Source organism: Janthinobacterium sp. NKUCC06_STL (assembly GCF_019345455.1).
In the GTDB taxonomy this organism is placed as follows: Bacteria; Pseudomonadota; Gammaproteobacteria; order Burkholderiales; family Burkholderiaceae_D; genus Janthinobacterium; species Janthinobacterium rivuli.
The window spans coordinates 333,974-354,566 of sequence record NZ_JAHKQY010000002.1; the positions used below are offsets into that span (position 1 = coordinate 333,974).

The 20,593-nt window shown below is 66.5% G+C and carries 18 protein-coding genes; 10 read left to right on the top strand and 8 right to left on the bottom strand.

What is annotated here, in order from left to right; translation table 11 throughout:
- Window positions 1-11: 11 nt before the first annotated feature.
- Window positions 12-548 carry a CPBP family intramembrane metalloprotease gene (locus tag KO539_RS10450; RefSeq protein ID WP_099401861.1) on the top strand — a complete coding sequence of 179 codons (537 nt, stop codon included), beginning with the start codon at window positions 12-14 and terminating at the stop codon, window positions 546-548.
- Between the two features lie 100 nt (window positions 549-648).
- Here KO539_RS10450 and KO539_RS10455 read toward each other — a convergent pair whose 3' ends face one another.
- Entirely contained in the window at window positions 649-2,148 is a 1,500-nt protein-coding gene (locus tag KO539_RS10455; RefSeq protein WP_219309040.1) for an MFS transporter, read from the bottom strand.
- A gap of 107 nt (window positions 2,149-2,255) precedes the next feature.
- Here KO539_RS10455 and KO539_RS10460 point away from each other — a divergent pair, with 107 nt between their 5' ends.
- Window positions 2,256-3,149 carry a LysR family transcriptional regulator gene (locus KO539_RS10460; RefSeq protein ID WP_219309041.1) on the top strand — a complete coding sequence of 298 codons (894 nt, stop codon included), beginning with the start codon at window positions 2,256-2,258 and terminating at the stop codon, window positions 3,147-3,149.
- A gap of 118 nt (window positions 3,150-3,267) precedes the next feature.
- On the opposite strand, the gene KO539_RS10465 is transcribed toward KO539_RS10460, so the two are convergent.
- On the bottom strand, window positions 3,268-4,410 hold the full coding sequence (locus KO539_RS10465) for a serine hydrolase (protein ID WP_219309042.1): 1,143 nt from the start codon (window positions 4,408-4,410) through the stop codon (window positions 3,268-3,270).
- Between the two features lie 319 nt (window positions 4,411-4,729).
- Here KO539_RS10465 and KO539_RS30580 point away from each other — a divergent pair, with 319 nt between their 5' ends.
- The 8 genes from KO539_RS30580 (at window position 4,730) to KO539_RS10505 (ending at window position 15,876) form a co-directional block, all read left to right on the top strand.
- Entirely contained in the window at window positions 4,730-7,774 is a 3,045-nt protein-coding gene (locus tag KO539_RS30580; RefSeq protein WP_219309043.1) for a calcium-binding protein, read from the top strand.
- Between the two features lie 90 nt (window positions 7,775-7,864).
- Window positions 7,865-10,051 (top strand): type I secretion system permease/ATPase, encoded by a 2,187-nt coding sequence (locus KO539_RS10475; protein WP_219309044.1) that lies wholly within the window; start codon window positions 7,865-7,867, stop codon window positions 10,049-10,051.
- A complete protein-coding gene (locus KO539_RS10480; RefSeq protein WP_219309046.1) occupies window positions 10,048-11,391 on the top strand; it encodes an HlyD family type I secretion periplasmic adaptor subunit in 1,344 nt (447 codons plus the stop codon). The genes KO539_RS10475 and KO539_RS10480 overlap by 4 nt, the downstream gene beginning before the upstream one ends.
- Window positions 11,381-12,766: a TolC family protein gene (locus tag KO539_RS10485; protein ID WP_257626225.1), complete on the top strand. Its 1,386-nt coding sequence runs from the start codon at window positions 11,381-11,383 to the stop codon at window positions 12,764-12,766. The genes KO539_RS10480 and KO539_RS10485 overlap by 11 nt, the downstream gene beginning before the upstream one ends.
- Before the next feature lie 92 nt (window positions 12,767-12,858).
- A complete protein-coding gene (locus KO539_RS10490; protein WP_257626226.1) occupies window positions 12,859-13,356 on the top strand; it encodes a VOC family protein in 498 nt (165 codons plus the stop codon).
- Window positions 13,357-13,456: 100 nt separating this feature from the next.
- A complete protein-coding gene (gene purT / locus KO539_RS10495; protein ID WP_219309047.1) occupies window positions 13,457-14,686 on the top strand; it encodes a formate-dependent phosphoribosylglycinamide formyltransferase in 1,230 nt (409 codons plus the stop codon).
- Window positions 14,686-15,123 (top strand): DUF6678 family protein, encoded by a 438-nt coding sequence (locus KO539_RS10500; RefSeq protein ID WP_257626227.1) that lies wholly within the window; start codon window positions 14,686-14,688, stop codon window positions 15,121-15,123. Before purT ends, KO539_RS10500 begins: the two co-directional genes overlap by 1 nt.
- A 15-nt stretch (window positions 15,124-15,138) precedes the next feature.
- On the top strand, window positions 15,139-15,876 hold the full coding sequence (locus KO539_RS10505) for a hypothetical protein (RefSeq protein ID WP_219309048.1): 738 nt from the start codon (window positions 15,139-15,141) through the stop codon (window positions 15,874-15,876).
- On the opposite strand, the gene KO539_RS10510 is transcribed toward KO539_RS10505, so the two are convergent.
- The 6 genes from KO539_RS10510 to KO539_RS10535 are packed head-to-tail and all read right to left on the bottom strand — an operon-like array spanning window position 15,863 to window position 20,570.
- Window positions 15,863-16,552, bottom strand: a complete 690-nt coding sequence (locus tag KO539_RS10510) for an ABC transporter permease (protein ID WP_219309049.1) — start codon at window positions 16,550-16,552, stop codon at window positions 15,863-15,865. The genes KO539_RS10505 and KO539_RS10510 overlap by 14 nt on opposite strands.
- Window positions 16,549-17,835, bottom strand: coding sequence for a glycosyltransferase (locus tag KO539_RS10515; protein WP_257626228.1), 1,287 nt, complete (start codon window positions 17,833-17,835; stop codon window positions 16,549-16,551). Before KO539_RS10515 ends, KO539_RS10510 begins: the two co-directional genes overlap by 4 nt.
- Window positions 17,829-18,716 carry a hydrolase 1, exosortase A system-associated gene (locus KO539_RS10520; protein ID WP_219309050.1) on the bottom strand — a complete coding sequence of 296 codons (888 nt, stop codon included), beginning with the start codon at window positions 18,714-18,716 and terminating at the stop codon, window positions 17,829-17,831. The genes KO539_RS10515 and KO539_RS10520 overlap by 7 nt, the downstream gene beginning before the upstream one ends.
- Entirely contained in the window at window positions 18,713-19,579 is an 867-nt protein-coding gene (locus tag KO539_RS10525; protein WP_219309054.1) for a hydrolase 2, exosortase A system-associated, read from the bottom strand. The genes KO539_RS10520 and KO539_RS10525 overlap by 4 nt, the downstream gene beginning before the upstream one ends.
- Entirely contained in the window at window positions 19,576-19,821 is a 246-nt protein-coding gene (locus KO539_RS10530; protein ID WP_219309055.1) for an acyl carrier protein, read from the bottom strand. Before KO539_RS10530 ends, KO539_RS10525 begins: the two co-directional genes overlap by 4 nt.
- A complete protein-coding gene (locus tag KO539_RS10535) occupies window positions 19,800-20,570 on the bottom strand; it encodes a hypothetical protein (protein ID WP_219309056.1) in 771 nt (256 codons plus the stop codon). The genes KO539_RS10530 and KO539_RS10535 overlap by 22 nt, the downstream gene beginning before the upstream one ends.
- Between the last annotated feature and the right edge of the window lie 23 nt (window positions 20,571-20,593).

Consider the following 20,593-nt stretch of genomic DNA (forward strand, 5'->3'; position numbering starts at 1 on the left):
CAGGACTTCTCATGCAAGTGCGCAGCAGCCATGATCTATCCAGCCCGGACGACGACAAACCGGCGCCGCCCGTGCTGCAGCTGGCCCTTGCCGGTCTCGGCTGGGGTCTGCTCACCTGCATGCTGTGCTTTGCCATCCTGTTTATCACCAAATGGCTGTTGCCGCCCGAATACTGGGGCGCGCACACGGGCTTGTCCAAGTTCAAGCGCGAAATGTCGCTGCCGCTGCTGGTGTTCTGGGTCGTCATCTATTCTCCCATCCTGGAAACCTTCCTCGGCCAGCTGCTGCCGCTGGAAATCCTCCGGCGCCTGGGCGCCAGCCGGCAACTGAGCGTTTTTATCGGCGCCATCCTGTGGGCCGTCGTGCATTTCATCAGCGGCGGCTTGTTGCACGCCATCGTCGCGCTGGGGTCGGGCGCCATGTTCAGCTTTGTCTACCTGCGCTACCGCGGCCCCAGCGTGGCCGTTGCCTATGCGACAACGGCGTTCGCACGCGCCTGCAACAATATCGCCATCCTGGTTGCGGTGTTCTACGGCCTGGACGCCTAAAGCACCGTCCAAAACCTACTGCGCGTCGGTATAGGCGGCCTGCGATGCTCACCGTACGCTAGTACGGTTGCGCTTCTCGACCACCTCTACCTTCCGCTCGCTACGGTTTTGTCAGGCGCTTTTCTTTCTTCCTGAGCAGATACGGCACCAGCGCCGCCAGCGCCACGGCCAGCACCGCCAGGCCGAGCAGCAACTGGCGGAAGGCGGCGTCATAGCTGGCGCGCAGCAGCGCTTCCTGGCCGCCCAGCAGTTGTGTCGCCTGCTCGATATCGCCGAGCGCGGCGCGGCTGGCCGCGGCCAGCACGGGTAGCTCGGCTGGTAGTTGCTGCGCCAGGCCCGCGCCGATCAGGCCGGCCAACAAGGAGCCAGCCAGCGCCAGCGCCACCCCGTCAGCGCTGACGCGCACGGTATTGAAGATGCCCGTCGCCATGCCGGCCCGCTCCGTTTCCACCACGCTCAAGGCCATGCCATCCATCAAGCCCCACGGCAAGCCTATGCCCACGCCGATCAGCAGCAGGGGGCCGGCCAGCGCCGCGGTGCCTCCATGGCCCAGCACCTGCGCCAGCCAGGCCAGGCCCGCCGCGGCCAGCAGCAGTCCCGCCGCGCACAGGGCGCCCGTGTTGACCCAGCGCGACAGCAGCGCCGCCAGCATGGGCACGAGCAGCAGCGGCGCGGCCAGGGCGATCATCAAACGGCCCGCCGCCAGCGCGGACATGTGGTCGATGCCGATGAAGCGCCCCGGCAGCATGACGATGAGCACGATGAACAGGAAGGCGGGCGAAGCGGCCAGCACTTGCACGGCGATAAAGCGGCGCTGGCGGAACAGCGACAAATCCAGCATGGGCCGCGCCGTCCTGCGCTCGATGGCGACAAAGGCGAGGAACAGCAGCACGGATGCGGCGACGGACAGCAGCACGGCGCCGTTGCGCCAGCCGTGTTCGGGCGCCAGCAGCATGCCCAGGGTCAGCAGGCCCAGCGCGGCGCTGAAGCTGATGGCGCCGGGCCAGTCCAGCCGGCCCTGGCCGCGCGCCGGATCGGCCGGCACGCTGACCCATACCAGCAGCATGCCGATGGCGCCCAGCACGGCCGTGGCATAAAAGATGGCGGGCCAGCGGGCCAGTGCCAGCATGGCGCCGGCCGCCAGCGGACCGAAGGCCAGGCCCAGGCCGAACGTCGTGCCCAGCACGCTCATCACGCGGCTGCGCGCCGCGCCGTGGAACAAGGGCGCCAGCGAGGACATGGCGGCGGCGAACGCGGCCGCGCCGCCCAGGCCCTGCACGAAGCGCAGCACGGCGATCCAAGCCACCGATGGCGCGTGGGCGATGGCCAGTGTCGCCACGCAAAACAACGCCAGCCCCGCCAGCCAGACGCGGCGCCGTCCCAGCACGTCCGTCAGGCTGCCGGCCACCATCATGGCGCTGCCATAGCTGAGGATATACGCATTGATGACCCAGTTCAGGGCGGCGGCGCTGCCGTGCAATTCGGCGCCGAGGGCGGGCAGGGCCACGGCCGGGCCCGTGAAGCACAGGGGAATCAGCAAGCCCGTCAGGCAAGCGGCCAGCACTTGCAGGGGGAGTGAAAGACGTGAGGAAGAGGACATGGGTGTCGGATATGAAAGAAAGAGGCGAGTATGGCGCGCCCATCATTGAAGAAAAATGGGCTAAACTGATCAACATATCGGACAAAAATGTCGTGAATGGAGCGCAAATGGATAGCTTGGGTGGCATCGCCATGTTCGTGCAGGTGGCCGACAGCGGCAGTTTTTCGGCCACGGGCCGGCTGCTGGGTCTGTCATCGTCGGCCGTCGGCAAGAGCGTGGCGCGCATGGAGGCGCGGCTCGGTGCGCGCCTGTTCCAGCGCAGCACGCGGCACCTGGCATTGACGGCGGAAGGGGAGAAATTCCTGCAGCGCTGCAAGCGCATCCTGGCGGAAGTGGAAGCGGCAGAGCGCGAGCTGGGCGAATCGAGCGGCGCGCCCAGCGGCCGCCTGCGCATCAGCCTGCCACGCTACAGCGGCCTGTTCGAGCCGGCCATCGGCGCGTTCATGCAAGCCTATCCCGCCATCGAACTCGACCTTGATTTCTCCGACGCCATGGTCAACATCGTCAGCGACGGCTTTGACGCGGCCGTGCGCACGGGCGAGCTGGCCGACTCAAGCTTGATGCGGCGCAAACTGTGCACCTTCCGGCGCCTGCTGCTGGCGTCGCCCGCCTACCTGGCGCGCCATGGCCGGCCCGTTGATGGCGCCGAACTGCTGGAACACGCGCGCCTCGACTACCGCTTTCCCGCCACGGGCCGCCTGGAACAGTGGCCGCTGATGGACGAGGCAACCCACCCGGTGCCCGGCATGGTCTGCAACAGCGTGGAAATGCGCGTCTTCCTGGCCGTGCAGGGGCAGGGCATCGCCTATCTGCCTGCATTTGCCGTGCAGCGCGAGCTGGCGGCGGGGCAACTGGTCTCGCTGCTGGACGAGCATACGCAGGCGCGCACTGCCTTCTGGCTGCTGTGGCCAGCCAGCCGCCACCTGCCGCCGCGCCTGCGCGTCTTCATCGATTTCCTGGTGCAGCAGTTGCAGGATCAGACTTTTGGCGCTGTGCCATGACGGCGGATGCTTCCCTGACGGCCTTGCAGTTGCATGTGGCCAGCGCTAACGTGCGCGCCGCGCCGGGCAAATAAGCGCCATCTCGCCAAACTCTGGCGCTATTTGTATTGTTGACGGCCTACTCCACGCTTTCCAGGGATTCCACCGTGTCGAAAATATGCGCCAGCGCGCTTTCCATGGCGCCGGCGGTCGCGTCGCCGCTCTGGTTGGTGATGATGAAGACCCCCAGCTGGTATTTGGGAACGACCCAGGCGTAGCTTTGCGCACGCGGCACGCCGCCATGGTGTACATAATGCGTGCCCAACTGGCTATTGCTGCCGATGTTCCAGAAGTAACCAATACTGAAGTCGTCCTGAAAGCGCACCAGCGGCTGGTGCGATTCGATGACCGCGGGATGGGCGCTCAATTGCAGGCGCAGGTACTTCGCCATGTCCGGCATGGTGGACTTCAGGTTGCCGGCTGCCCCCCAGGGCAGTTGCGGCATCGGTGTTGTCGCGACGGGATTGTCGCTGTGGTAGCCGGGTGCCAGCCGGTCGGCATCCGTGGCGGCGATTCTCAGCCTGGTATCGCGCATGCCCGCTTCGCGCGCGACGAATTGCGTGAGCAGGACTGCATAGGGCATGCCGTAGATTTTTTCCAGCGTGTGCGCAATGAGTTCGGTGCCGGCGCTGGAATAGGCGTAGTCCTTGCCTAGCGGACCTGAGATGCTGACTGTGTGCAAGTCTTGCCAGAATTGCTGTTGTCCGTAGCTGGCGTAGGCCGCATTGAGCTTTGCCGGCGTGGCGTGTGCGGTGAAATCCTTCAATATGGTGTTCACCTGCAATGGCAGCATGCCCGGCATGGTGCTGGTGTGCGTGATCAAATGGCGCAAGCGCACTGGCTGCCCCTGCGACTGCAGGTTCGGGTAGGCGGCCGGCAGGTATTTTTGAATGGGATCGTCGAGCGCCGCCTTCCCATCGAGCACAGCGTTCGCCAGCAGCAGGCCGGCAAAAGTCTTGCTGATCGAGCCGATTTCATACAGCGTTGTATCGTTCGGCGGATTGGCTTTGCCGGTCTCCAGCTCGCCTTGATGCAGCATGAATTCCTTGCCGCGATACACGACGGCAATCGAGGTCGCGTGCAGCAATGTTGACTGCAGCAAGGTGGTCGCCGTCTGGCGCATGGCCGCGGGAATGTCATGCGCAGGTGCCGTGGCTGCGGGCTTGCAAGCTGCCAGCGCGAGTGTCATTACAGTGATGCTTGCGGCGAGTTTGGTCATCATGCGCACCATCCAGGAGGGAGGGGCATTCTCGCACAATGGATGCAGCGGCGACAGAAAAAACCGGGCAAGGTTCCTCCTCTTTCCTTCATTCAGTGTGACATTTGCATGACAAATAACAGTGGCTGTCCCGTTTGACCGTCATTAAGGCGTGCATGCGAGGCGACGCTCAACCGCGCGCCGTCCATGCGCCGAAAGTGCCGGACCGTTGAATGTGCACGCTGAACGGCAGGTGGATGCGGCCGGGACTTTTGCCTTGCATGCCGGCTTGCGCCGACATATTCACTCTTGGTTTTGACGTTTAACGACAGGAAACTGCAACATGACTGAAAAATTTGCATCGCACACTTCCGCCTCCGCAGGCGATGGCATTGCCGCCATCGAGGCCTACCTGAACAGTGCCGCCGCCGCGGCCCTGCAGCGCTTCACCGGCACGCCGAACGCCGATGTGCTCAGCGGCACCACGGGCGCCGACGTGCTCGAAGGCCTGGCCGGCGACGATACGTATTACGTCAACGACAGCGGCGACGTGATCGTCGAGCTGGCCAATGGCGGCAACGACAAGGTGTATACCAGCGTCAATTACCAGGTGGCCGAGAACGTGGAGAGCGTGTACCTGACCGCCGCCGGGCTGACCGTGACGGGCAGCGCCAATACCAATAATGTGTTTCACGTCGACACGGCCGGTGGCAACAGGATAGATGGCGGCGGCACGGGCAATTCGGTCGCTTATATCGGTTCCAGCACAGGCGTGACGGCGACGCTGCTGGGCGCGAATGACCCACTGGCGGCGCCAGCGGGCAGCGACATCCTGGTCAACCTGATGAGCATCGGCGGCAGCAAGTTCGACGATGTCTTCACCGGCAACGAACTCAAGAACGCCCTCGTGGGCGGCTTCGGCAACGATACCTTACGCGGTGGCAAGGGCGATGATCTGCTGGCCGGCATGCAGGGGGACGATACCTATATCTTTGCCCGCGGCGACGGCGCCGACGTCATCACCGATGTGCTCGAGGGGGGCAGCCAGAATGTCGTCTCCTTCCTGGCCGGCGTCAGCGCCGACCAGCTGTGGTTCCGCCAGGTAGGCATGAACCTGGAAGTGAGCACCATCGGCACGAGCGACAAGATCACCATCAATGGCTGGTACAGCGCAGGCAGCGCGCCCCGCATCCAGGAATTCCGCACGGCCGATGGCCGCGTGCTGCTGGGCAGCGACGTGAAAAACCTGGTGCAGGCGATGGCCGCACTGCAGCCGCCACCGGCTGGCCAGCTGACTTTGCCAATCTACGCAGCCACCGTCCTGGCTCCCGTGCTGGCGCAGAACTGGCGCACGGAAGGACCGAATCAGCCCGGCAACGGCGTCTTCACTGGCACGGCGAATCCGGACATCATCAAGGGCACGGCGGGCGCCGATGTGATGGCGGGCCTGGCCGGCGATGACATTTATTACGTCAACCATGGCTACGACGTGGTGACCGAACAGCCTGGCGGCGGCCGCGACACTGTCTACACGACGGTCAGCTACACCATGGGCGCCAACATCGAAGAGGTGCACCTGGCCGCCGCGGGCGTGGGTGTGACAGGTAACGGCAGCGGCAACGTCTTTCACGTCGACGTTGCTGGCGGCAACTTGTTGTATGGCATCGGCAGCAATAATTCGGCCACTTATGCGGGTGCCAAGGCGGGCGCCACGGCGACCATCGTTCCCGTCGTCGGCGGTAGCGCGCTCTTGCCTGGCAGCGATGTGCTGGTCAATATTTCCAGCGTGACAGGCAGTGCCTATGACGATGTGCTGATCGGCAACGAACTGGCCAACACCCTGTCTGGCGGGCTCGGCAACGATACCTTGCAAGGCGGCAAGGGCGACGATGTGCTGACCGGCGGCCTGGGCGACGATACCTATGTCTTTGCGCGCGGCGACGGCGCCGACGTCATCATCGAAGCGTCCGCCGACGCCAATTACGACGCCATCGCTTTCCTGGCCGGCGTCAACATCGACCAGCTGTGGTTTCGCCAGGTGGGCGCGGACCTGGAAGTGAGCACCATCGGCACGACGGACAAGATCACCATCCGCGCCTGGAACAAGGCTGCGCCGAACATCGAGGAATTCCGCACGGCCGCCGGCCACGTCATGCGCGGCGCCGATGTGCAACTGCTGGTGCAGGCGATGGCGACCCTGGCGCCACCGCCGCTGGGCCAGCTGACCCTGCCGGCAGGCACCGCCGCCGCCCTGGCGCCCGTGCTGTCCCAGGCCTGGCACTTCAACGGTCCCACGCAGTTGACGGAGCAAACCTTTGTCGGCACGGAAAATGCCGACCTCATCAAGGGCACGGCCGGCGCCGACCTGATGGAAGGCCTGGGCGGTGACGACACCTATCACGTCAATCACAGTGGCGACTTCATCGTCGAACGGGGCAATGGCGGCAGCGACACCGTGTTTACCACGGTCAACTATACGGTGGCCGGCAACGTCGAGAATGTGCGCCTCGGCGTCCCTGGCCTGACGGTGACGGGCAGCGCCTTCACCAACAACGTCTTTTTCGTCACTACCCCCGGCGGCAATGTGCTCGACGGCGGCGGTGCGGGCAACACGCTCAATTACGTCAATGCAAGCGCTGGCGCGACGGTTGCCTTCGCCCCCGCAGGCACGGCACTGGCGGCGCGTCCGGGCGTGGATGTAGTGGCCAATTTCATCGCGGTTGTCGGCAGCAAGTTCGACGACGTGTTGATCGGCAATGAACTGAAGAACACCCTGCTGGGCGTCCTGGGCAACGATATCTTGCAAGGCGGCAAGGGCGACGACATCCTGGCCGGTGTGCTGGGCAACGACACCTATATCTTCGCCCGCGGCGACGGCGCCGACTTGATCAACGAGGCCAACGAGGCAGGCAGCCGCGACGTGGTCTCCTTTTTGGCCGGCGTCAGCGCCGAGCAGCTGTGGTTCCGCCAGGTGGGCACGGCTCTGGAAGTGAGCACCATCGGCACCAGCGACAAGATCACCGTCACCGGCTGGTACGAGAGCGCGGAGCGGCGCATCGAGGAATTCCGCATGGCCGATGGCCGGGTCTTGCTGGGCAGCCAGGTGCAAAACCTGGTGCAGGCGATGGCCAGTCTGACGCCGCCGCCAGCCGGCCAGCTCACTCTGCCTGCCGGCACAGCCGCCATCCTGGCGCCGGTGCTGGCGCAGAACTGGCGCGCCGCTCAGCCATTGGGTGCCGCCAGCCAGGGCGGTTTCAGCGGCTGGCAAGCGGATGCCGCGCAGCTGGTGCAAGCGATGGCCGGCTTTGCCGTGCCGGCGGCCGCATCGGCGCCGTGGTCGGCGCAAGGCGGCCCGTCGACGCAGCTCCAGCTGGCGGCGGCGCATTAAACCGTTGAGCAACTAGATCCACCATCACGCAGCCGGGCCGGGGTCACCCGCCACGGCCTGGCTGCGCCATTGAATTTCTGATATTGCCCGATGACAGTCCTCTCCTACCGCAACGATACGCCACCGATTGAAAAAACCACGCCCGACACGGGCTTGCTGTCACTGCTGCTGATGGCCAGCCTGCACGGCGTCGCCGCCGATGGCGCCCAGCTCAAGCACGCCTTCGGCCAGGCCGTGTTCACGCGGCAAACCGTGCTGCTGGCCGCGCGGCAACTTGGCTTGACGGCCAAACTGGTGCGCCAGGCGCCCGAACGGCTGGCGCAAGCGCCGCTGCCCGCCATCGCCATCGATACGGATGGCCGTTTCTTTATCCTTGGCAAGGTGGACACAGGTGCTGACGGCGTGAGCAAGGTGCTGGTCCAGCATCCGGGCCAGCCGCCGCAAATCCTCGGCCGGGCAGCCTTCCTTGCCGCCTGGAGTGGGGAACTGATCTTTTTCACCAGCAAGGCCAGCTATGCGGGCGAGACGGCCCGTTTCGACTTCAGCTGGTTCATCCCCGCCATCGTCAAATACCGCAGGCTGCTGGGCGAAGTGTTGCTCATTTCCTTCGTGCTGCAACTGATCGGCCTGGCCACGCCCCTGTTTTTCCAGGTGGTGATGGACAAGGTGCTGGTCAACCACGCCATGAAAACCCTGCACGTGGTGGCCATCGGCCTGATCTGCGCCATCGTCTTCGAAGCCGTGCTGGGCCTCATCCGCACCTATGTTTTCGCACGCACCAGCAGCAAGATCGACGTGGAACTGGGCGCGCGCCTGTTCCGCCATTTGCTGGCCTTGCCGATCGCCTATTTCCAGGCGCGCCGCGTGGGCGATTCCGTGGCGCGCATCCATGAACTGGAAAACATCCGCTCTTTTCTCACCGGCAACGCCATGACCCTGGTGCTCGATTTGCTGTTTTCCTTCATCTTCATTGCCGCCATGCTGTGGTATAGCGCGGCGCTCAGCGTCGTCGTGCTGGCCTCGATTCCCGTATACGCGGCCCTGTCGATGCTGCTCACGCCCGTGCTGCGGGGCCGCCTGAACGATAAATTCAACCGCAGCGCGGAAAACCAGTCTTTCCTGGTCGAAACCATCAGCGGCGTCGACACGCTCAAGGCCATGGCCGTGGAACCGCGCTGGCAGCAACAATGGGAAAAGCAGCTGGCCGGCTATGTCTCGGCGGGCTTGTCGGCGAATAACATCGGCATGCTGGCCAGCGGCGGCGTCACGCTCGTCAGCAAGCTGGTGACGGCGGCCATCATGTGGTGGGGCGCGACCCTCGTCATCGACGGCAAGATGACGGTGGGCGAACTGGTCGCGTTCAACATGCTGGCCGGGCAGGTAGCCTCGCCCATCCTGCGCCTGGCGCAGCTGTGGAACGATTTCCAGCAGGTGGGCATCTCGATGAGCCGGCTCGGCGACATCCTCAACGCGCGTGTGGAAGCGGGCAGCCAGAAGGCGCGCCTGCCGCGCATCGCGGGCGCCATCGAGTTCCAGCAAGTGGGTTTCCGCTACCGCCCCGATGCGGCCGAAGTGCTGCGCAATGTATCGATTGTCATCGCGCCAGGCGAGGTGATCGGCATCGTCGGGCGTTCCGGCTCCGGCAAGAGCACCCTGACGCGGCTGGCGCAGCGCCTGTACATTCCCGAACGGGGCAAGGTGCTGATCGACGGGCAGGATATCGCCGTCATCGACACGGCCTCGCTGCGGCGCCAGATCGGCGTGGTGCTGCAGGAAAATATCCTCTTCAACCGCTCCGTGCGCGACAACATCGCGCTGAGCGACCCGGCGCTGCCCATTGACGCCGTCATCGCCGTGGCGAAACTGGCAGGTGCCCACGATTTCATTTGCGAATTGCCAGAGGGCTACGACACCATGGTGGGCGAGCACGGCACGGGCTTGTCCGGCGGCCAGCGCCAGCGCATCGCGATTGCCCGCGCCCTGATCGGCGATCCGCGCATCCTGATTTTCGACGAAGCGACGAGCGCGCTCGACTACGAATCGGAAAAAATCATCCAGGACAATATGCGCGGCATTTGCGCGGGACGCACCGTGCTGATCATCGCCCACCGCCTGTCGGCCGTGCGCGAAGCACACCGCATCGTCGTCATGGAGCGGGGGCAGGTGGCCGAACTGGGCACGCACGACGCGCTGCTGGCGAACCCGGGCGGCATCTACGCCCATCTGTACAGCCTGCAGCAGGGCACGAGCGGGAGCGCAACAGGGGACGCAACATGAGCGCCGGCCACCGCCTGGCCGCGTATGGCGAGCTGTTCAAACGCTACGGCCAGGTGCTGCGGCACAGCTGGCGTAACCGCGCGGCCTTGAGCGGCCCCGTGCTGAGCGAAGACGAGGCGGCCTTTTTACCGGCCGCGCTGGCGCTGCAGGAGCGGCCCGTGTCGCCGTCCTTGCGCCTGACGGCCCAGGTGCTGATGCTGCTCGTTGCCTGCGTGGTGCTGTGGGCGGTCTTTGGCCAGGTCGACATCATCGTCAACGCGGCCGGCAAGATCATTCCGTCCGGTAACACCAAGACCATCGCCTCCGTCGACGTGGCGGCCGTCAGCGCCCTGCATGTAAAGGAAGGGCAAGCCGTCAAGGCGGGCCAGCTGCTGGTGGAACTCGACAGCCGCGGCCCGGATGCCGAGCGCGACAAGGCCGCCGGCGACGCCGTGGCGGCCGCGCTGCAAATGGCCCGTTCGCGCGCGCTGATCGCCGCCATCGACAGCTTGACGTTGCCGAAGCTGGCGGCGCCCGATGGCGCCTCCGCCTCCCAGCGCGAGGAAGCGCAGGGCCACCTCGATGGCCAGTATGCGAGTTTCCGCGCCAGGCTCGCGCATCTCGATGGGGAAATCGCCCGCTATGCCCAGGCGCTGCCATTGGCCGCGCAGCGCGCCGGCGACTACCACGCGCTACTGGCCACGCGCGACGTGGCTGAACACGCGTGGCTGGAAAAGGAGCAGGCGCGCATCGACCTGGCCGGCCAGCTGGCGTCGGCCCGCAGCGAGCGGGCGGCCCTGGTGGCGCAGACGCGCAAGGACGCCTACGACGCGCTGACGGAAGGGGCCAGGGTGGCGGCAGCCAGCGGCCAGGATGCGCGCCGCGCCGGCGCCCGCGGCAGTCTGCTGCGTTTGACGGCCCCCGTCGACGGCACGGTGCAGCAGCTGAAGCTGCATACGGTGGGCGGCGTCGTGCCGGCCGCGCAGGCGCTGATGCAGATCGTGCCGCGCCAGGGCAAACTGGAAATCGACGCCGTGCTGGAAAACCGCGACGTCGGCTTCGTGCAGGAAGGGCAGATGGTCGCCATCAAGGTCGACGCCTTCGATTACACCAAGTATGGCACCGTGCCCGCCGTCGTCAGCAGCGTCTCGCGCGACGCCGTCGAGGATGAAAAGAAGGGCCTCGTGTATGCCGTCAGGATCACGCTGCGGCAGCCGTCCATCGTCATCGATGGCAAGACGGTGCCCTTGACGGCCGGCATGGCCGTGCGCGCGGAAATCCGCACGGGGACGAGGAGGGTGATCGAATACGTGCTCTCGCCGCTGGTACAGCACCAGAAGGAGGCGCTGCATGAACGCTAGACGCCGCGCCATGACCATCATCGCCATCGCCGTCGGCTTGCTGCTGGCCAGTGCTGCAGCGCAGGCGCAATCGCCGGGCAGGCTCGATGCCGCGCCATGCCCGTCCGCGTATGAGGCTGGTGTGCTGCTGACCGTGCCATTGACCCTGCCGGCGGCCGTCGACCTGGCCCTGTGCCACAACGCGCAAGTGCACGGCGCCTGGGCCGGCATCCGCTTGCAGGCGGCCGGCCTGGGCGAGGCAAAGGCCGCCTTTCTGCCAACCCTGAATGCGGGCCTGAGCCGGGTGCACGACCGCACGGCTTATCCGGGTGCCAGCACGCCGTCCGGCAGCTTGAACAGCAATACGGGCTCGCTCAATCTGTCCTGGCGTTTGTTCGACTTCGGCGGGCGCGCGGCGGGCCAGCGTTCGGCGCAAGCCTTGCTGGACGCGGCGCTGGCCAACCGCGACGCCGTGCTGCAAAAAACCCTGGCGGCCACCGTCAGCGCGTATTTCGACGCCCAGACGGCGCGGGCAAATGTGCGCATGCGCCAGGACTACGCGGCCCTGGCGAACGAAACGGTGCTCGCCACGCAGCGCCGCGCCCAGCGGGGCCTCGGCTCGCACAGCGATACCCTGCAGGCGACCAGCGCGCTGGCCAAGGCGGCCCTGGGCGCCAGCCGCGCCGATGGCGAGTTCCAGAAGGCGCGCGCCGTACTCGTCTATACGCTGGGCTTGCCGGCGGAGGCGGGCGTGGTCCTGGACGACGATGCGGATGCCCCGGTGGCGGGCTTGAGCGAAGATTTGCACACCTGGCTGGCGCTGGCCCAGGCGCGGCACCCGGCCATTGTGGCCGCGCAGGCGCAGCTGGCGGCCGCGCGCGAACGGGTGGCGGTGACCGAGTCGGAAGGCCGCCCCAGCATCGACCTGACGGCGAATATCTACCAGAACGGCCGTCCCAACCAGGGCTTGTCCGCCGCCTCCACGCGCGAAACCCTGGTGGGCATCGCATTGAACATTCCCCTGTTCGACGGCTTTGCGCGCCATTACAAGGTGCGCGGCGCGCTGGCGCAAGCCGGGCAAAGGGAAGCGGAAGCCGAGGAAGTGCAGCAGCAGACCTTGATGGAGCTGGTGAAAACGCATGCGGAGGCGAGCACGGCCTTGGCCAACCTGGCCGCCTCGCAAACGTGGCTGGACGCGGCGCGCGATGCCCAGGCCAGCGTGCAGCGCAAGTTCGGCCTGGGCGCGGCCGATATCCTGGAAATGCTGAACACGCAGTCGGCGCTGCTCGAGGCGCAGCAGGAGCGCATTCGTTGCCAGGCGGAATGGCGCTCGGCCCGGCTGCGCCTGCTTGCCAGCGCCGGCGTGCTGGGGCGCGAGGCTATTCCTGGACGGTAATGCACTCAAAACAGGCGCGATCCGCGCGCCATGCGGGCGCGATTGCGACTATATTAGAGACGCTAATCCACACACCGGACCAGGGAGACATCATGCACAGCGTACAAAAGATTACCCCATGTTTATGGTTCAACGGCAACGCCGAGGCGGCGGCCCGGTTTTATACGGAAATATTTCCCAATTCGAAGATCGGCCAGATCCTGCGCTACGGCGAGGAGGGCAAGGAAATCCACGGCCAGGAGCCGGGCAGCGTGCTGACGGTGGCCTTCGAACTCGATGGCCAGACGTTTACGGGGCTGAACGGCGGCCCCCTGTTCCAGTTTTCCGAAGCGATCTCGTTCCAGGTCAATTGCGACACCCAGGACGAGGTCGATCATTACTGGAACCTGCTGTCCGAAGGCGGGCCGCCGGAAGCGCAGCAATGCAGCTGGCTCAAGGACAAGTTCGGCGTGTCCTGGCAAATCGTGCCCACCCTCATGATCAAGCTGCTGGGCGATCCCGACCCCGCCAAGGCCCAGCGCGTGATGAAAGCCATGATGGGCATGAAAAAAATCAACATTGACGAGATCAAGCGGGCGTACGCGGGTTAGCGGGGCGGGTGGTCGCCGCACGCCAGCGGCGCGCCCTGTCCAAGATGGCCGGCATTTGCTATAGTCCCAGCCATCTTTCCATCCGCTTACAGATCCTGCCATGACCACTCGCACCAGCAGCACCATCGCGCCCCGCACCTTCGGCACGCCCCTGTCTTCCACCGCCATCAAGGTCATGCTGCTGGGTTCCGGCGAACTGGGCAAGGAAGTGATCATCTCGCTGCAGCGCCTGGGCGTGGAAGTGATTGCCGTCGACCGCTATCCGAACGCGCCCGGCCACCCGGTGGCGCACCGCTCGCACGTGATCGACATGAGCGACGGCGTGGCGCTGGCCGCCCTGATAGCCCTGGAAAAGCCGGACCTGATCGTGCCGGAAATCGAAGCCATCGCCACCGATACCCTGGCGGCGCTGGAAGCGGCCGGGCAAATCACGTGCATCCCGAACGCGCGCGCGGCCGTGCTGACGATGAACCGCGAAGGCATCCGCACCCTGGCGGCGGAAACCCTGGGCGTGGCCACGTCGCCATACCGCTTCGCCAGCAGCCTGCAGGAGTTGCAGCTGGCATGCCAGGAGATCGGTTTTCCGTGCGTGGTGAAACCCGTGATGTCCTCGTCGGGCAAGGGCCAGTCCAAGCTCGATGGCGCGCAAGACGTCGACGCGGCGTGGGCATATGCGGCCAGCGGCAGCCGGGTCGATACGGGCCGGGTCATCGTCGAAGGTTTCATCGACTTCGATTACGAAATTACCTTGCTGACGGTGCGTTTTGTTGCCGCCTCGGGCCAGATCGAGACGCAGTTCTGCGAGCCGATCGGCCACTTGCAGGTGCATGGCGACTACGTGGAATCGTGGCAGCCGGCGCGCATGGCGCCGCTGGCTCTGGAGCGTTCGCGCGACATCGCCCGCAAGGTGACGGACAACCTGGGCGGCCTGGGCCTGTTCGGCGTGGAGCTGTTCGTCAAGGACGACATGGTGTGGTTCTCGGAAGTGAGCCCCCGTCCGCACGACACGGGCATGGTCACCATGGCCAGCCAGGTGCAGAGCGAATTCGAGCTGCACGCGAAAGCCATCCTCGGCTTGCCCGTCAACGTGGCCCTGCGTTCGCCCGGCGCCTCGGCCGTCATCTACGGCCAGCTGGAAGCGAAAGGCATCGCCTTCGAAGGCGTGGCCGACGCCTTGAGCGTGCCGGGCGCGGACTTGCGCCTGTTTGGCAAGCCGGAATCGTTCGCCCGCCGCCGCATGGGCGTGGCGCTGGCCACGGCCGACGATATCGACACGGCCCGCCAACGCGCCGTGCTGGCCGCGTCCAAGGTCAAACCGGTGGTGCGCTGATGGCAGAGGCCAGCCTGCCGCAGGCCGACGCCGGCGGCGAGGACATCAAGCGCAAGCTGCGCGGCCACATCGCGCGGCGCAACCTGGCCGGCGCCGCCAACGACTGCAAGTGGAACGAACTGCTGGCCTTCATGCGCGGACGCACCGACTGGGCGCCGTCATACCGCTACGGCTCCGTCACCGGCTATGTCTCGCGCTGGGATACGGAATGGGATTACCACCCGCCGTTCCCCTTCCTGGGCGTGGAATGGTTCGATATCAGCCTGTACTCGGAAGAACACGTGGCCATGCTGCTGCCCAAGAAAATCATCGACCACGGCGTGTGGATCGTGCCGGAACTCGAACGCATCGGCTTTGATTTCGAAGTGCGCGACCGGGTGGCGCGCATCTGGGGCTATTTGCCCCGTTCCTACGACGACTTTCCTCCCACCGACTAATTCAAAGACTCTCTCATGCCTGAAAACCTTATCCCCCAAGTACCGCAACCGGATGACGCCGTCGTCGGCAAGGAAGCGGGCGCGCACATGCTGGCCACGGCCTGCGCCGCGCGCGACGCCTTTTATGCCACCCTGGGCGCCATGGACGCCGACGTGCTGGCGCCGCTGGTCAACCCCGCCTTCATGGGAGGCCCGCGCTGGCCGTCGTTGCGCCAGGCGTGGCGGGTGGTCCGCCGGCCTGACTCGATCCTCATCGCCAGCGATGGCTTGAGCGATCCGTTCGAGGATGACGACGACGTGTTTGTGCCGCGCGGCCATTTGCTGGAAGTGTGCATCGAGGCGCCGCTGTCCGCCCTTGACGGCGATCCCGTGCAGGCATCGTGGCTCTTCGATCTCATTTACCAGGTCAGCCAGAACGTGGCCGACCATGGCTCCATCGATTTGCTTGTGCAGCGCCACGGCAGCGTGTCGATGGCGCTCGACCTGCAAGATGCACCAAAGGGACTGGAAGACGAAAACGAACAGGTGGGCGTGCTGCTGGCCCAGGGTACGGCCACGATTCCTCCATCGTTCGACACGCCGTATGGCGAAGTGATGCTGCTGACTCTTACTGTGCTGCAGCCGGCCGAACTGGCGTACATCAGCGAAGCGGAAGACAAGGCGCAGTCGCGGCGAGACCTGGCCGCCGCGCTGGCCGCGTCGCCAACGGGCCACTTGAGCGTGGCCCAGCGGCCAGCCGTCATTCCCCGCTAGGTTCTTCGACCGGCGGCACGGCCGGTTCTGTCGGTGCTTCCTTCGCTTGCATGACGGTGGGTGGCGGTTCTCTCCACTTGCCCGCCGCCTTCAGCTTGTTCTTCAGCCCTGGCAGAGGAAAACCCAGCGCATAGGCTTTTTGCGCGTGCGCGCTGGCCTTGTCGTATTCCTTCTTTTTCACATACATCAGGCCCAGGTTGTACTGGATGGTGGCCTGCTCGGGCGCCAGGCGGCTGGCTGCATCCAGCTGTTCCAGCGCCATCGCGTCCTGGCCCGTGGATAGCAAATAGCTGCCATACACCATGCGCGCCGTCACGTCGTGCGGCGCGAAGGCGATCGCCCGTTCGAAGTAGCAGCTGACCGTGTAGCGGGCGCCGGGCGGCTGCGCGCTTTTCAGACGCAGTCCCAGTTTGGCCATCGACGCCAGCGCCCGGTGGTGGTTCGGGAAGTGTTCGAGCGTGTAGCTGATGTCGGCGCCCAGGCTGCCCGTCATGCCTTGCGTGAGCGTTTCCACGGCCCGTGAAAAATGGAATTTCTCGACCACGCTCAAGCCGGAACGGTCTTCCGCGCTCGTGTAGTCGCCACCCGGCGTGTGCTTGACGTAGGGTGGACAATCGGCGGCGCCGGCGCTGGCGCAGCAGGCGGCGAGGGCGCAGGCAAACAAGGGATGTTTCATGTCGGGCTCCTGTGACTGACCTGGTCCAGCAAATCGGCCAGGGCGTTGCTGCGGGCTTGCCGCGATTGCAGGGCGATGGCGGCGGGGCTGGCCAGCGGCGCGCGCCCCTGGCGCGCCAGTTCCACGAAGCGCAGCAGGGCGCGCGCGCAGTCGCCGCTGCACGCCAGCTGGCCGATGGTGTCGATGCCGCAGTGGCGCAGCTTGGCCGCGCTGTCGCCCGCCAGATCCGTCAGCGCGAGGATGGGCCGGCGGCAGCGCAGGTATTCATACAGCTTGGCGGGTATCTGCCCGTTGCAATTGGCCGCCTGCAGGAGCAGCAAGCCGTCGGCGGCCAGCATTTCCTGCAGCGCCGCGCCGTGCGGCTGCAAGGGTGCCAGGCTGACCAGATCTTCGATGGCGTATTTCGCCAGCAGGCCTGCCAGCCACGCATCGTGGCCCGTGGCGCGCAGCACCAGCTGGAAATTGCGGGCGTGGAGCACGCCATCGCGGCGCAGCCGGGCCAGGGCTTCGAACAGCGCTTGCGGATCGCGCTCGGACGGATAGATCACGCCGCTGTGCAGCAGCAGAAAGCGGCTGCGGTGGCCCGTGCGTTCAGGGCAGGCTGCATAGCCGTCTTCATCGTAACCGTTCTCTATCAGCTGGAATCGTTCGCGCGGCAGTTGTGCCAGGCGCCGCTGGTGCGCCGCGACGGCGCCCGGCGTGGTGCAGACGATGGCCGCGCTGCGCGCCGCGATGCGCTGTTCTATCCACGCATGCATGCGGTGCAGGCGCGGCTCGGGCGGATACGGCGCCAGCGGGTCGCTGTCGTCGAGCATGGGGTCGCGCTGGTCGGCGATCCACGGCAGGCCGCTGAGTTTTTGCAAAGTCATCGCGATCAGGTGTGCCGTGGCGATCGGATACGTCGACCAGATGGCGTCGGGGCGGTATTCGCGGATCATGCGCAGGCCCGCCGGCACGGCGCTCAGCCACCAGGAACTCCAGCGGTCGGGCAGCGCCAGGCAGCGCGGATAGCGCCCGCCGATGGACAGATGGCGTGCCGCGTCCAGCGCCAGGGTGCGCCGCACGGTGGCTTGCGCAACTGTCTGCGCCAGCTGGGAATCGCCCTGATGCGGATACGCGGTGGCGCTGGGACTGAGCACCAGCGGCTGCCAGCCGCAGTCGGGCAAATGGCGCGCAAAGCCCAGGGTGCGCAGGATGCCGCTGCCGCCAGCGAACGGCGGAAAATGGTAGGCGACCATCAGCACCCGTTTCGGTCGGGCCGCGTTCGGTGAGGTTTTTACCATGACTGCAGCCACCGCGCGCATTGCTGTTCCACTTCGCCGCGCCAGGCGGCGCTGGCGAAGGTGTGGTTGGCTCCATCGACCTGCGCCTGCGTCCACTGCGCGCGGGCGGCGACGCCGCGCCAGGCCGCATCGCCATCGAGCAGGGCTTGCCACTCGCGTGCGCCCAGGTCGTCGCCGCTGAGGATCAGCAGCACCTTGCCCTGGAATTGCGTGAGCGCCCGCAGCAGGGCCGGCGCGGGCGCGTCGTCTGCCTGCGTTGTCGGTGCTTGCGTGGCGGCCGCCACCTGCCGCAGCGAGGCCAGGCTGGCACCCAGCTGCAATCCGCCGCTGGCCAGCTTGCGCCAGAAACCGCCTTGCAGCAAGCGTGGCAAATAATAGTGGCGCAAGGTGGCGCGCGCCAGGCCGGCGCTGCTGCGCACCCACGGGTTGAGCAGGATCAGGGCTGTGACGCGCGCGTCGCGCGGCGCATGGCAGGCGGCGGCCGTGGCGCCATCGCACAAGCCCCACAGCGCCACTTCGCGCAAGGACGGCACGGCGTCGAAGAATTGCGCCAGCGCGCCGGCGATGTCGGGACCGGCGGCGCGGTAGTCGCGCGCGCTGCCCTCGCTGTCGCCCATGCCGCGCAAGTCGAAACGCAGCACGGGCCAGCCTTGCGCGGCCAGGGCGCGGGCCAGCAAGACGAACTGGCGGTGGCTGCCGATTCTGTACTGCGGCCCGCCCGTGACGATCAAGACGCCGCGCGCGCCGGGCGCGTCGGGCAGGCTGAGGATGCCGGCCAGGCGCGCCTGCGCCTCCTCGTCGTCACATGTGCTGCGAAAGCGCAGGGCCAGCTCGCGCACGGCGTGCCCTGCCAGGTGCTGCTGACCGCTGTCGCGTTTCATGGCGGCGTCCTTTCGTCGTCGAGCCAGTCGCGGCACAGCGCACGCGTGGCGTCCAGCAGTTGCGGACACGCCAGCAGCTCGCCGCTGTGCCAGAACGGGCCGTCGCCGAAGCTGGCGACGTGCACGGCGGCGCCCTGTTCGCGCCATTGCCGCGCCAGTGGCGGCACGGGCGCGCAAGTCTGTTCCGTCGCCTGGTAATCGAGCCAGTAGATGGGTAGCTCGGGAACGGCCGGCTGCAGTGCGGAGGCGCTGACGCCGTCGATGGCGTGCGCCAGTTCTGGCGCCAGCAGGTAGCCAGCCACTTCCACAGGCTCGCCTTTCGCCAGCGTGGCGCGCGCCTGGCCGGGCGCTTCCTGCGTGCCGCCGGCCAGCATGCCGGTCGCCAGGCGCAGGCGCAGGAAGCGGTCGATGCTGCGCCGTCCATCGAGTTCCGGTTGCCACAGCAGCAAACGCGCCAGAGGCAGCGGCGCGCGGCTGGCGAAATCGAGGGCCAGCAGGGCGCCCAGGCGCAGGCCCCACACGGTCAAGGGGCCGTCAACCCGTTGCGCCAGCCAGGCGCAAGCCAGGTGCAGGTCGTTGTGCCAGATGTCCCAGCGCGCCTCGCCAAAGTCGCCGCTGCTGTCGCCGCAGCCAAACAGGTCGATCTGCAGCACGCTGTAACCGGCGGCGGCAAAGGCGCGCGCCTGCGCGGCGGCCACGTGGCGGCTTTTATTGAGTTCTTCCGCGAAGGGATGGACGTAGATAATGCCGCCGCGCGCGGCCTGGCCCGGCGGCGGCAGATGCAGCAGGCAGTAGCGCTGGCCGCCGCTGGCGGGCAGGAAGAAGGGCAGCAGCGGCAGCGCGTCGAGGGCGGCGCGGTTCATGGTCGCAGCTTTGCAAACACGAAATCGTGCAGGGTGCCGACGGTGGCGAAGTGGCGCGCGTGGATGTCGTCGTCGGCGACGATGATGCCGAAATGGTCTTCCAGCGCGGCGATCACGCCGATCACGGCCATCGAGTCGAGTTCCGGCACACTGCCCAGCAGCGGCGTGTGGCTTTCCAGCACGCGGCCGTTCAAGCCCAGCGTGGTGTCGAGGATGTGCTTTACTGCTTCAAGATGCGGCATGTCAGCTCCAGGGAAGGGTAGTGCGGCAGGGACGACGTATCGAAGGCCAGGCAGGGAATATCGTCGGGGCGGCGCGACAGGTGCAGATACGGCGGCAGGCTGGCGGCCATCCATTGCCAGCGCCCGCAGCGCATGAAGGTGGCCGTGCCCAGCGCATGCGTGCCCAGGCGCGCATGGGCGCCCAGCGAGGCGCGGTTGAAGCGCGAGATGCGGCTGCACGTCCAGCGCACGCCCTGCGCATACAACACGGTGTTGGCTTCTTCCCACAGGCGCGCGAAGACCAGGCCGCCGCGCTGCTCGGGATGCACCCACACGTCCAGGTCCCACGACGACTGGTTTGAGGCCAGCGCGTAGCGGGCGCGCACCTCGTCTTCCTGGCAGCCGTGGCGCAGCAGCCAGATCCAGCCAGCCATGCTGTCCTTGCCAGCTTCTTGCGAACTGCGCGCCACCAGGCATTGCGCGCCTTGCCGGTAGCGTTCGCGCAGCGCGCCGGGCCGGCGCTCGGGACCGGGCGGCAAGTCCGCTTCCGCCAGGCAGGGCGTGACGGTGACCGACTGGCCGCGCCCGCGGCACAGCGAACCGGGCGCCACGGCCTGCGCCACAAATTGATAACGGTACAGCGCGCAGCGCCCGCCGGGCACTATCGCCAGCAGCCGCGCCAGGGCCAGCCAAGCGCTGTCGAGCCAGCCCAGTTGATGGAGGCTGGCGGCCAGCCGTTGCAGCAGGGGAAATTGCGGGGACAGGGCCATGGCGGTAACGGATGGGGCGGCTA